Below are 12,507 nucleotides of genomic sequence, written 5' to 3'. Positions count from 1 at the left end.
GTGCGAAGCGGGTGATTGTTAACCAGAAAGGGCGTTTTTACGTAAAGAAACGTCAGGTTTATTTAAGAACAATCTTAATGAACCTTTTTTTGATCAGAGAATTCAGAGGGTTTTAAAGGTAAAATTCATAAGAAAAAAGAATGACATACGAAATTTCATTAACTTTCTGTTACACCAAACTATCGGTTAGACAACCATTTCGAGGCAGAGTTTCCCGCTAAGTTTTGTTATATTTTCAGCGTTGTCAGGAGAGAAGTACTATCACATTTGAGGTGGTTATGAAAAAAATTGCATGTCTTTCAGCACTGGCTTGTGTACTGGCTGTATCTGCCGGTTCCGCAATGGCTCAAAGCACCGTTACTGGCGGTTACGCTCAGAGCGATATGCAGGGCGTTGCTAATAAAGCTAACGGCTTCAACCTGAAATATCGTTACGAAGATGGCTCTAACCCGCTGGGTTGGATCGGTTCTTTCACCTACACCGAGAAAGACCGTAGCGAAGATGGCTTTTACAACAAAGGCCAGTACTACGGCATCACCGGTGGTCCGGCTTACCGTCTGAACGACTGGGCCAGCATCTACGGCGTAGTAGGTATCGGCTACGGTAAATTCCAGCAGAACGAACAGGCTGTACGTAACAAGTCCGACACCAGCGATGTTGGCTTCTCTTACGGTGCTGGTCTGCAGTTCAACCCGTATGAAAACTTCGCTATCGACGTAGGCTACGAGCAGAGCCGTATCCGCAACGTTGACGTTGGCACCTGGATCGCAGGCGTTGGCTACAGCTTCTAATCTTGCCGCTGGCAGGATAACAAAAACGGCCCTCTGAAGGGCCGTTTTTTTATGGCTGTTACCTACAGAAATATTCTTTTCAGATAAAGCCGGTATGTACAGCGAACCGCCGCGCGTTTAACCGCGCCAGATTAAACGTGGACAGTTAGCGCTTTGCGCGCATTCGCCTGTGAGACGTTCCAGCAGCATCAGGCGCAGACGAAAAGGCGATTGCGTCAGCAAGCAGAGAATACCTCTCCAGCTTATATTCGCCTGGTGCGTGCGCTGAACACACCTGCCACAGTCCAGACAGTGTTTTGTTGTGTTCATGGGAACCTCCCGATTAACGTCTGACAATTAAGAGACACAGCCCTGCGATAAACAGCAGAAAAATTAACAGCAACAGGTAAGGCTCGTTCATTTTGGCTCCTCCGCTGTTAATACTGGCTGACTACTTTATCTACAAATATAGCACTGGCTATATCCTTTAGCCAATGCTAATCAGCTAAAATTTGTGCTTCTTTGCTGATGGTTTACAATGATGCGCCAACACGCCGGCAGGGCCTGATAATGACCGGTTGAAGAATAAGAGGAAGCTGAATGAGTCGTCGCGCAAAGCCCGCTCCTGCCAGGATAAATGGGCCGTTAAAAGAAATTGAAGAACATGTCGAAGGGTTTCGACAGGTTCGCGAGGCGCATCGCCGTGAGTTGATTGATGACTATGTTGAGCTGATTTCAGATTTGATTCGCGAATTTGGCGAAGCGCGTCAGGTTGATATGGCGGCACGCCTGGGCGTATCGCAGCCTACCGTGGCGAAAATGCTGAAACGCCTCGGAAGCGTAGGCCTGGTAGAGCAGGTGCCCTATCGCGGTGTCTTTTTAACCAGCGAAGGGGAGAAGCTGGCTGAAGAGAGTCGGGCGCGTCATCATGTGGTTGAGACGTTTCTGCTGGCGTTGGGCATTAGCCCCGATACCGCACGACGCGACGCCGAAGGAATTGAACACCACGTCAGCGATGAAACCCTGACTATTTTTCGTGAGTTCTACGAGAGCCGTCAGTAACTTTCCTGCCAATACGACCAGCCAGGCGGCAATTTTCGTTGGTATCGCCTTATCCAGGGCCACCCTGACCGTATGCTTTTCTGCGGCGCGTTTTCAGCGCCGCGCTTCATTAGACGTTCCGCTACCTGTTTTTCTGCCGATCACTAATGCGGCTTCTTTCCTTTATCCCTGCCCATTTCCCACTACACTCAATTTGTCAATTAATCCTGGCATTTGTAATTTTTACTTCTACGGCTAATCTCAAATCGTAAGTTCAGGATTGGTACTGCAGGAAAATGGAACCTATGACTCATTCAAACGATACGCCGGGCAGTGATGATAAAACGCATCAGGACCCTGACGAAGGCCAGCAGGAACAAGAACAACCGCGTAAACGCCCTGGTAAAAAACCGCTGATTGTTTTAGGCGTGGTGGTCGTGGTGATGATTATCGTTGCGCTTTTCTTCTGGCTATCCACGCGAAATGAAGAGACCACAGACGATGCCTTTACCGAAGGCAATGCGGTCACCATTGCGGCCAAAACCTCCGGTTATGCGGTGAAACTGCTGGTTAACGATAACCAGCGGGTTAAAAAAGGCGATCTGCTGTTGTTGATTGACCCGCGTGATACGCAGGCGCAGCGCGATCAGGCAAAAGCACAGCTGGGACTGGCGCAGGCGCAGTTGCATCAGGCTGAAGCACAGCTGGCGCTGGCAAAAGTACAGTATCCGGCGCAGCGCGATCAGGCGCTGGCGCAGCAGGCGCAGGCCGAAGCCAATCTGCTCAATGCTCAGTCAGACTATCGTCGGTTGCGCGGCGTTGATCCACGGGCGACGTCACAACGTAATATTGATACCGCCAGCGCTCAGCTACGTTCTGCTCAGGCGCAGCTGCAAAGTGCGAAGGCACAGGTCGAAGTGGCTTCGCAGGTGGCATTACAGATTCGTCAGCAGGAGACCAATGTTGAAGCGCGACGTCGTCAGGTTGAGCAGGCACAGGCACAGCTCAATGTTGCCGAGCTGAATCTCTCTTATAGCGAAGTACGGGCGCCTTATGATGGCTTTGTGACCAAACGTAATGTACAGTCCGGATCGTTAGTGCAGGCGGGTAGCGCGCTCTTTTCACTGGTTTCGCCGGATATCTGGATAACCGCTAACTTTAAAGAGTCACAGCTTGAGCGCATGAAACCTGGTGACAGGGTCACTATTAGCGTGGATGCCTGGCCAGACATGGAGCTGGAAGGGCACGTAGACAGTATTCAGATGGGCTCCGGATCACGTTTCTCTACCTTCCCGGCGGAGAACGCCACCGGCAACTTCGTGAAAATCGTACAGCGCGTGCCGGTTAAGATTGTCATTGATAAAGGGCTTGATCCAAACAGGCCTCTGCCGCTGGGACTCTCCGTGGTGCCTAAGGTTACGGTGGAATGAGCCAGAGCCAAAGCTGGCAGCCGGCCAGTAATCCCTGGCTGGTGGCGGTAACGGTAACGCTGGCGGTATTCATGGAAATCCTGGATACCACCATCGTTAACGTGGCGCTGCCGCATATTGCCGGCACGCTCTCCTCCAGCTACGACGAATCAACCTGGGTACTCACCTCCTATCTGGTGGCCAACGGCATCGTGCTACCGATTTCCGCATTCTTTTCCCGCCTGTTTGGACGCAAACAATACTTTCTGATCTGTATTGTGATGTTCACCGTTTGCTCGTTTCTGTGCGGCATCGCCACGGAGCTGTGGCAAATTATTCTGTTCCGTATTCTGCAGGGCTTTTTTGGTGGCGGACTGCAGCCGGTACAGCAGTCGGTGCTGCTCGATTACTTTAAGGCGGAAGATCGCGGTAAGGCGTTCGGCCTCTCCTCCATTGCGATTATTGTGGCGCCGGTGATAGGGCCGACGCTGGGCGGCTGGATTACGGATAACTACAGCTGGCGCTGGGTCTTCTTTATTAACGTGCCGGTGGGCATCCTCGCTACGCTGGCGATCTATCAGCTGCTGGAAGATCCGCCGTGGGAGCGGCGCTGGGCCAAAGGTAAATTAACCATCGATTATATCGGCATCAGCCTGATTACATTGGGTCTCGGCTGCTTACAGGTCATGCTGGATCGCGGCGAGGATGAAGACTGGTTCGCCTCGCATTTTATTCAGTTTTTCGGCGTGATGACCCTGATTGGCCTGACCGGCGCGATTTACTGGCTGATGTATGCGCGTAAGCCGGTGGTGGAAATCGGTGTGTTACGCGATCGTAACTTCTGGGTTTCCGGCCTGCTGATGGCGGGTATGGCGATGATCCTGTATGGCAGCTCCGTGGTGCTGCCGCAGCTGGCGCAGCAGGATCTGGGCTATACCGCGACCTGGTCCGGTCTGGTGCTGTCGCCGGGCGCGATCCTGATCGTGCTCACCATTCCGCTGGTACTAAAGCTGATGCCGATAGTGCAAACGCGCTGGATTATCGCTTTCGGCTTTACCTGTCTGGCGGTGTCGATGTTCTACTCTTCTGGTTTAACGCCGCAGGTTGACTTCGCGACGCTGGTGCTGATGCGCAGCGCCCAGTCTATCGGCCTGGGGTTCCTGTTTGTGCCATTAACCACTATCGCCTTTGCCACCATTCCGCAGCGGCTGAATGCCGACGCCTCGGCGCTGTTCACCATGTTCCGCAACGTCGCTGGATCGATTGGCATCTCGCTCTCTACCGCAGCGATAACCGAGCGCGAACAGGTACGTAGCGCGCATCTGGTGCATAACATGACGCCACTGAATGAGCAGTTCAATATCACCGTTGAACGCTGGGCGCAGAGTATCCGCGACTTTACCTCGGCCGCTGGCGATCCGCTGACGCTGGCCACCGGTCAGCTCTATCAGGAAATGATTGTGCAGGCGCGTATCCTGGCCTATGTCGATGTATTTGTCGGGTTGGGTATTGTCGCGTTTATTTTGATTCCTTTATGTTTCCTGCTTTCGCCGGTCAAGAGCGAAGGCAGCGCAGGAGCACACTGACATGAACGTTACTCAGGGGATAATGCGTTCGCGCCCTGGCCTGCTGGCTTTATCATTGCTACTGGCGGGCTGCGCTGTGGGGCCCGATTACCAGCCGCCCCGGCCTCAAATGCCTGTGAGCTGGCGCGATCTCTCTTCAACGGCGGCGTCAAAGCCGCAGGCCCGCGCCATCGATCCCAGCTGGTGGCGCAGCTTTAACGATCCGCAGCTAAATAGCCTGATCGACCGTGCCATTGCCGGTAATCTCTCATTGCAGCAGGCGATACTGCGCATTGCCGGCGCACGCGAGCAGCTGGCGCAGGCGCGCGGCGCACTGTTGCCTGCCGTTAACGGCAATCTATCCGCAAGACGTCAGCAGCTGGGCGCGAAAGGCGTGCTGGAAGCCAACGGCGCATATGATCAGCTGGATGTGAACGCGCCGGAGTTGCGCTCCTCGCTGGATAGCCTGACGCAGCCGATTAATCTCTACCAGGGCAGTTTTGACGCCTCCTGGGAGCTGGATCTGTGGGGCAAAGTACGCCGACAGGCAGAAGCCGCCCGTGCGCAGCAGCAGGAGTCGATAGAGAGCCGCAACGATGCTCTGGTTTCGCTGCAGGCTGAAGTCGCGCGCGCTTATCTGCAGCTGCGCGGCGCTCAGTCGGTAACGCGCACGCTGCAAACCCAGATCGATGTGGCGCAGCAGACGCTGGAGCTGACGCAAAGCCAGCAGCGTAACGGCCTTGCGCCGCAGCTGGATGTGGAAAACGCCCGCGCGCAGCTTAGCTCGCTACGCGCTCAGCTGCCGCAGTATCAGGCGCAGGCGCGTCAGGCGATGAACGGGCTGGCGGTGCTGATGGGCAAACCGCCCGGCGCGCTGGATAGCGAGCTGAGCGCCGAAAAAGCGCTGCCCGCGCTGCCTGCTGCCGTGCCGGTAGGCATTCCCTCAACGCTGGCGCGTCGTCGTCCCGATATTCGTCAGGCGGAAGCTAACCTGCATGCCGCAACGGCAAATATCGGCGTGTCGGTTGCGCAGCTTTTCCCCAGCCTCTCATTAACCGGCCAGCTGGGCGTGCGCAATACGGACGCCAGCTATCTGGATAACTGGAGTAGCCACTTTTACAGCTATGGTCCGGCGCTGTCGATTCCCATCTTTCAGGGGGGCAGGCTGGTCTCCAGCGTGAAGCTTACCCGTGCCCAGCAGGCCAGCTCTGCATTAAATTATCGGCAAACGGTGCTAGCCGCGCTGCAGGATGTGGAAAATGCGCTGGTCAGCTACCGTACCGATCAGGAGCGGGCAATGCAAATGGATGAAACCGTTAGCGCCCTGCAGAGCAGCTTTGATCTGGCCAGCGACAGCTATAAAAAAGGTCTCTCTACCTTCCTTGAGGTGCTGGATGCGCAGCGTCAGCTGGCGCAGGCAAAACAGCAGGCGGAGCAGGCGCGCGTACAAAGCAGCCTGGATTTGGTCGCGCTCTATAAAGCGCTTGGCGGCGGCTGGGAAAATTATCAAAACGTCGCCTTGCCGCAATTTAACGTGTTTGGTCCGGCGACGCCCGCCGGTTAACCGCTTAACGCGCAGGGATAAAAACAAAGGGGTGTCGTCGCCTGCGTTATGCATCTCAAGCCGTCAGTACGCTACTGGCGGCTTTTTTTTTGCGCGGTTTGTACCTGGCCCGCCGCACAGCATAATTTAAAATAAAAATTTCCTTTTATTCTGAAAACGAAACGTATGCCGTTAACGCCTGTAATGGGTTTTGTGGCGATTTAACAACCATGCAAGCGGAATAGTGTGACCAGGATCAGCCTTCAGACCGAAGATTATGACTCTCTCCACAAAATTGATATTTCACTATTATTTTAAATGAAAAAAATAATCTATGTTGTGCTGTGAAAGGTTTGTGTTCTGTCAGCAGGGCGCAGATCGGATTTCCACTTCAACCAGGTTGCTGGAGTCACTATGCCAAAAGAACAATACATTACGCTGAGCAAAGCCTCCGGGCCAAACAGCAGCACGCCCGCTGAACCCTTCGTTAAAGTGATCGCGGTGGTCGCAACGCTGGGTGGATTGCTGTTTGGCTACGATACCGGGGTTATTTCGGGTGCGCTGCTGTTTATGGGCGATGAACTGCATCTCACGCCTTTCACCACCGGGCTGGTAACCAGTTCGCTGCTGTTCGGCGCCGCCTTTGGCGCGCTGCTGGCCGGGCATTTTGCCTCTGCCGCCGGACGCCGGAAAATCATTCTGGTGCTGGCCGTGATCTTCGCCATTGGCGCTCTGGGAACCTCGCTGGCACCAGACGTTAACTGGATGATCTTCTTCCGTCTGGTGCTGGGCGTTGCTGTCGGTGGCGCGGCGGCGACGGTGCCGGTTTATATTGCTGAAATCGCTCCGGCGAATAAGCGCGGTCAACTGGTAACCTTACAGGAACTGATGATCGTTTCCGGTCAGATGCTGGCCTATATCTCTAACGCCTCCTTTGACGCTATCTGGGGCGGGGCGGATACCTGGCGCTGGATGCTGGCTGTGGCTACCTTACCGGCGGTACTGCTGTGGTTCGGCATGATGTTTATGCCCGATACGCCGCGCTGGTATGCCATGAAAGGTCGCCTGGCGGAAGCGCGCCACGTGCTGGAGCGTACCCGTGCCAAAGAGGATGTTGAATGGGAACTCACCGAAATCGAGGAGACGCTACAGGAGCAGGAGAATCAGGGAAAACCACGGCTGCGCGAGCTTAAACAGCCCTGGCTGTTTAAGCTGTTTCTGATCGGTATCGGCGTGGCGGTGATCCAGCAGCTGACCGGCGTCAATACCATTATGTACTATGCGCCGACGGTATTAACCAGCGTCGGCATGAGCAACAGCGCCGCGCTGTTTGCCACTATCGCCAATGGCGTGATTTCGGTGTTGATGACTTTTGTCGGCATCTGGCTGCTGGGGAAAATCGGCCGTCGCACCATGACCATGATCGGACAGTTTGGCTGTACCGCCTGTCTGTTCTTTATCGGCGCGGTAAGCTGGCTGATGCCGGAAACCCTTAACGGCCAGCCCGATATGCTGCGTAGCTATATGGTGCTGCTGGGCATGCTGATGTTTCTTTGTTTCCAGCAGGGGGCACTGTCGCCGGTGACCTGGCTGCTGCTGTCAGAAATTTTCCCGACGCGCCTGCGCGGTATTTTTATGGGCGGCGCGGTATTCGCCATGTGGATCGCCAATTTCCTTATCTCGCTGATGTTCCCGGTGATGCTGGCATCGGTGGGGCTGGCAGGCGCTTTCTTTATCTTCGGCGCTATCGGCATCGGCGGCGCGATCTTTGTGCTTAACTGTATTCCGGAAACGCGCAACCGCAGCCTGGAGCAGATTGAGCACTATCTGCGCGACTGGCTTTCACCCGATCGTGAAACGCCTCCACTGCCTGCGCCGCTCAAACACAAGACGGAACAGCACGGTAGCTGATGGGGTTACGCAAGGCTGGCGGTATTCGCCAGCCTTTTTTTATGGCACAATGCCCGCCAAATTTCGTTATTCCCTGAAATAATTCAACAGCAGGCAGGCGACGAACCGGCGCATCTCAGGCACGGCCCGAGTCAGCGCATAGCGTTAACGCCCCTGTTATGTGAACTATAACGGGACTCTTCCCCGCATAAGTAAGGCAATCCCTGTGCTAGTTTCCAGCAACGTTACCATGCAGTTTGGCAGCAAACCGCTGTTTGAAAATATCTCCGTTAAGTTTGGCGGCGGCAACCGTTACGGTCTGATCGGCGCGAACGGTAGCGGTAAATCAACCTTTATGAAGATTCTGGGCGGCGACTTAATGCCGTCCGCCGGCAACGTCTCTTGTGACCCGAATGAGCGTATCGGTAAGCTGCGCCAGGACCAGTTCGCGTTTGAAAAATTCAGCGTGCTGGATACTGTGATTATGGGACACGATGAGCTGTGGCAGGTAAAGCAGGAGCGCGATCGTATCTATGCGCTGCCGGAAATGAGCGAAGAGGATGGCTATAAAGTCGCCGATCTGGAAGTGCTGTATGGCGAAATGGACGGATACACCGCCGAAGCGCGCGCCGGTGAGTTGCTGCTGGGCGTGGGGATCCCGCTTGAGCAGCATTACGGTCTGATGAGCGAAGTGGCACCGGGCTGGAAGCTGCGCGTACTGCTGGCGCAGGCGCTGTTCTCGAACCCGGATATTCTGCTGCTGGATGAGCCAACCAACAACCTGGATATCGATACCATCCGCTGGCTGGAGCAGGTGCTGAACGACCGCAACAGCACGATGATCATCATTTCGCATGACCGTCACTTCCTGAACATGGTCTGCACCCATATGGCGGATCTCGATTACGGCGAGCTGCGTATCTATCCTGGCAACTACGATGAATATATGACCGCCGCCACCCAGGCGCGTGAGCGTCTGCTGTCTGATAACGCCAAGAAAAAGGCGCAGATCGCCGAGCTGCAGTCATTTGTCAGCCGCTTTAGCGCCAACGCCTCTAAATCGCGTCAGGCTACTTCACGCGCCAAACAGATCGATAAAATCAAGCTGGACGAGGTCAAAGCCTCCAGCCGTCAGAACCCGTTTATCCGTTTTGAGCAGGATAAAAAGCTGTTCCGCAACGCGCTGGAAGTGGAAGCATTGACCAAAGGCTTCGACAACGGCCCGCTGTTCCGCGATCTGAATCTGCTGCTGGAAGTCGGCGAAAAGCTGGCGGTACTGGGCACCAACGGTGTGGGTAAAACCACGCTGCTGAAAACCCTGGTGGGCGATTTGCAGCCTGACAGCGGTACGGTGAAATGGTCTGAGAACGTGCGCATTGGTTATTACGCGCAGGATCACGCGGAAGAGTTTGATACCGATCTGAATGTATTTGACTGGATGAGCCAGTGGAAGCAGGAAGGCGACGATGAGCAGGCGGTGCGCAGCGTGCTGGGCCGTTTGCTCTTCGGTCAGGATGAGATCAAAAAGCCGGTGAAAGTGCTGTCGGGTGGTGAAAAGGGCCGTATGCTGTTTGGCAAGCTGATGATGGAACGCCCCAATATCCTGATTATGGATGAGCCGACTAACCACCTGGATATGGAATCGATCGAGTCGCTGAACATGGCGCTGGAGATCTATCCGGGCACGCTGATCTTTGTTTCTCACGACCGTGAATTTGTTAGCTCGCTGGCGACACGCGTGCTGGAAATTACGCCGGAGAAAGTCATCGACTTCAGCGGCAGCTATGAAGATTATCTGCGCAGCAAAGGCGTTCAGTAAGCGCTGACGCGCCAGCTGGTGTCAAAATGCCAACCCAGGGCCGCCGTAATGGCGGCCTTACTTTTATCCTGCCGTCGGCGGCATATTGCTCATCCAGACCCGGTTTTTCCCCCGACGTTTCGCCTGATAAAGGGCTTCGTCCGCCTTGTCGATAAATTCCGCAGGTAAAACCCCGGCGAACACCCGTGGCTGCCAGTGCATGCCAATGCTGATGGTGACGACCTTCTCCTCCACGCTGCTTGCCTGATGCGGCATCCTGAGCGACGCTACCGCACGCACCGCCTGCATTGCAATAAGATGTGCTTCCGGCTGTGTTTTATCCGTCAGTACCAGCATGAATTCTTCGCCACCGTAACGGGCAATCAGCTCATCATGACGCAGCGGCAGGCGGTTCAAACAATCGGCTACGTTACGCAGGCATGCATCGCCCGCCTGATGACCATAGGTATCGTTATAGGCCTTAAACGAATCGACATCGATAAGCACAATCGTTAACGGCGTATGCAGCTTTATCGCGCGCTCCATCGCTCTGGGGATAAACCAGTCCAGCTGACGGCGGTTTGCCAGCCCGGTGAGCCCATCCACCAGCGCCATGTTCTGTAGGGTGCGGTTCATATGGGTGAGCTGATCGTGCACCCGGGTTAACTCCATCTGGTTATGCAGGTTCAGGCGGATATGGTGCAGTACGATAAAGCCGAGCAGAAACAGCAACGCCAGCAGAACCAGGTTGAGCAAAACAAAGCCGATAGAATCCGCGATCCAGTCCTGTCGCACCTCCTGCAAATCGTAGCCTGCGGTCACGACCAGCGGATAATTGGTCAGCCGGGCATAGCCAAAAATGCGTGGCCTGCCGTCAACTGCCGCACGATAAATAGCGGCCCCGCTGGCGGTCGTGGTTAACAGCTGGGTAAACAACGGGCTAAGGGAAATATTGCGATTAATCAGCGCTTCGCTGTAGGGGCGAATATAGACCAGGTTAGCGTTTGCCTTCATGAGCGCCATCAGATCGCGTTCGCCCAGGTTGTAGTAATCATAAACCTGGCGGAAATAATCGAGGCGAATCGAGGCCATCACCACGCCGCGAAAGGTGCCGTCGGGATTACTCAGGCGTTCGGTCACCGGGATCACCATATTGCCGCTAACACGACTGCGCACCACGTCGCCGATATGCAGTTTGCTGTCGGGAGAACGTTGATGAAAGCGGAAATATTCCCGATCGGCGACGCTGGTTTTCGACAGCGTCGCCAGGGAGGAGGAGAGCGCGGGGTAGCCGGAAGCGTGATAAATGATAATGCTGTCCAGGGGAGGCAGAGCGGCTTTTCGCGCCATCAGCAGCTGATGCAGATTAGCGGCCTGTTGCTCAATCCCGTCCTGGTTAATGCGATCGCGCACATCCTGCAGGGTCAGGTCAATTTGCAGAAAGGTATCTTCTGCCTGACGTGCAAGCGACACCGACAGGTTACGTGCGTTTTCCTCGGTAAGGTGGAGCGTTCGTTGCCAGCTGCTCCACAGGCTCCAGCCGTTGATGGCGATTACCGCGCTGCTGATAACCAGCAGAAAGACCAGCATCATCTGACGCAGCACTGGTTTTGCAGCACGGCTTTCGCTGTCTGCTTTATTCAACGCCTGCGCCTGGGGCGCATTTCCATTTTCCATGTTTCAACTATAGCCAGGGAAAGGGAAGCTGCTGAATAACCAACTTTAATTAACCGGAAGCGGTGCCGCAAACTTCACAGGCAGGATCTTTGGCCACCTTCATTTCACGGAACTGCAGCGTCATGGCATCATACATCAGCAGCTTACCGGAGGCGGCCGCCCCGTAATGCGTTAGCAGACGAATCGCTTCCATCGCCTGCAGCGAACCGATTACGCCAACCAGCGGGGCCATCACCCCCGCTTCGACACAGCTCAGGGTATCGCTGCCGAACAGGCGACTGATACAGCGGTAGCAGGGCAGGGTTTCATCCTGCCAGCTAAAAACGCTGATCTGGCCTTCCATACGTATTGCGGCCCCCGACACCAGCGGGATCCGTCGCTGCCGACAGAGGCGATTCAGCTGTTCGCGCGTGGCGACGTTATCGCTACAGTCCAGCACTACCTGATGCTGCGCCACCAGCGCATCCAGTGCCGCATCATCCAGCCGGGCATTGACGGTGCGTAGCTGGGTCAGCGGATTAATTTGCGCCAGCCGCCGCCGGGCCGACTCGACTTTTACTTCGCCGATCTCTGCATCGCTGTGCAGCACCTGACGCTGCAGGTTAGAGAGGGAAACGACGTCAAAATCGAGCAGCGTCAGCGTGCCGATGCCCGCCGAGGCCAGATAAGGGCTGGCGGCGCAGCCCAGACCGCCCAGACCTACTACCAGCGCGCTCGATGCTTTCAGCCGCTCCTGTCCATCAAAGTCAAAGCCGCGCAGCACGATCTGCCGGTTATAACGCAGGGTTTCGCTATCGCTCAGCTCCGGCAGCAT

Annotated in this window: 9 protein-coding genes; 7 read left to right on the top strand and 2 right to left on the bottom strand. The window is 55.3% G+C overall.

Annotation, left to right across the window (positions count from 1 at the left end; genetic code table 11):
• The first annotated feature begins 278 nt into the window (after window positions 1-278).
• The 7 genes from ompX (at window position 279) to ACQE32_RS08425 (ending at window position 10,037) form a co-directional block, all read left to right on the top strand.
• The gene (gene ompX, locus ACQE32_RS08455; protein WP_426974194.1) at window positions 279-791 is read left to right on the top strand and encodes an outer membrane protein OmpX; all 513 of its coding nucleotides are present in this window, start codon (window positions 279-281) and stop codon (window positions 789-791) included.
• A gap of 579 nt (window positions 792-1,370) precedes the next feature.
• Entirely contained in the window at window positions 1,371-1,832 is a 462-nt protein-coding gene (mntR, locus tag ACQE32_RS08450) for a manganese-binding transcriptional regulator MntR (RefSeq protein WP_426974195.1), read from the top strand.
• A 284-nt stretch (window positions 1,833-2,116) separates the two neighbouring features.
• Complete coding sequence (locus tag ACQE32_RS08445; RefSeq protein ID WP_426974196.1) at window positions 2,117-3,241, top strand: HlyD family secretion protein; 1,125 nt, start codon at window positions 2,117-2,119, stop codon at window positions 3,239-3,241.
• The gene (locus ACQE32_RS08440; protein WP_250652217.1) at window positions 3,238-4,806 is read left to right on the top strand and encodes a DHA2 family efflux MFS transporter permease subunit; all 1,569 of its coding nucleotides are present in this window, start codon (window positions 3,238-3,240) and stop codon (window positions 4,804-4,806) included. The genes ACQE32_RS08445 and ACQE32_RS08440 overlap by 4 nt, the downstream gene beginning before the upstream one ends.
• 1 nt (window position 4,807) lies before the next feature.
• Window positions 4,808-6,349 carry an efflux transporter outer membrane subunit gene (locus ACQE32_RS08435; protein ID WP_427021633.1) on the top strand — a complete coding sequence of 514 codons (1,542 nt, stop codon included), beginning with the start codon at window positions 4,808-4,810 and terminating at the stop codon, window positions 6,347-6,349.
• Between the two features lie 393 nt (window positions 6,350-6,742).
• Entirely contained in the window at window positions 6,743-8,239 is a 1,497-nt protein-coding gene (locus ACQE32_RS08430; RefSeq protein ID WP_426974198.1) for a sugar porter family MFS transporter, read from the top strand.
• A 205-nt stretch (window positions 8,240-8,444) separates the two neighbouring features.
• On the top strand, window positions 8,445-10,037 hold the full coding sequence (locus ACQE32_RS08425; RefSeq protein WP_426981060.1) for an ABC-F family ATPase: 1,593 nt from the start codon (window positions 8,445-8,447) through the stop codon (window positions 10,035-10,037).
• A 63-nt stretch (window positions 10,038-10,100) separates the two neighbouring features.
• Here ACQE32_RS08425 and ACQE32_RS08420 read toward each other — a convergent pair whose 3' ends face one another.
• Window positions 10,101-11,693, bottom strand: coding sequence for a sensor domain-containing diguanylate cyclase (locus ACQE32_RS08420; RefSeq protein WP_426974200.1), 1,593 nt, complete (start codon window positions 11,691-11,693; stop codon window positions 10,101-10,103).
• 49 nt (window positions 11,694-11,742) lie between these two features.
• Window positions 11,743-12,507, bottom strand: a complete 765-nt coding sequence (gene moeB, locus ACQE32_RS08415; protein WP_426974201.1) for a molybdopterin-synthase adenylyltransferase MoeB — start codon at window positions 12,505-12,507, stop codon at window positions 11,743-11,745.

The organism is Pantoea sp. FN0302, from assembly GCF_050113775.1.
Lineage (GTDB): Bacteria > Pseudomonadota > Gammaproteobacteria > Enterobacterales > Enterobacteriaceae > Mixta > Mixta alhagi.
Note: the sequence above shows the minus strand (reverse complement) of the source record. Positions and strands in the feature narration are given on the sequence as shown.

Bases quoted from the DNA above. Each gene is read 5' to 3' on its own strand.
- ACQE32_RS08420 (WP_426974200.1), bottom strand. From the start codon at position 11,693: ATGGAAAATGGAAATGCGCCCCAGGCGCAGGCGTTGAATAAAGCAGAC.
- ACQE32_RS08440 (WP_250652217.1), top strand. From the start codon at position 3,238: ATGAGCCAGAGCCAAAGCTGGCAGCCGGCCAGTAATCCCTGGCTGGTG.
- moeB (WP_426974201.1), bottom strand. From the start codon at position 12,507: ATGCTGCCGGAGCTGAGCGATAGCGAAACCCTGCGTTATAACCGGCAG.
- ompX (WP_426974194.1), top strand. From the start codon at position 279: ATGAAAAAAATTGCATGTCTTTCAGCACTGGCTTGTGTACTGGCTGTA.
- ACQE32_RS08445 (WP_426974196.1), top strand. From the start codon at position 2,117: ATGACTCATTCAAACGATACGCCGGGCAGTGATGATAAAACGCATCAG.
- ACQE32_RS08430 (WP_426974198.1), top strand. From the start codon at position 6,743: ATGCCAAAAGAACAATACATTACGCTGAGCAAAGCCTCCGGGCCAAAC.
- ACQE32_RS08435 (WP_427021633.1), top strand. From the start codon at position 4,808: ATGAACGTTACTCAGGGGATAATGCGTTCGCGCCCTGGCCTGCTGGCT.
- mntR (WP_426974195.1), top strand. From the start codon at position 1,371: ATGAGTCGTCGCGCAAAGCCCGCTCCTGCCAGGATAAATGGGCCGTTA.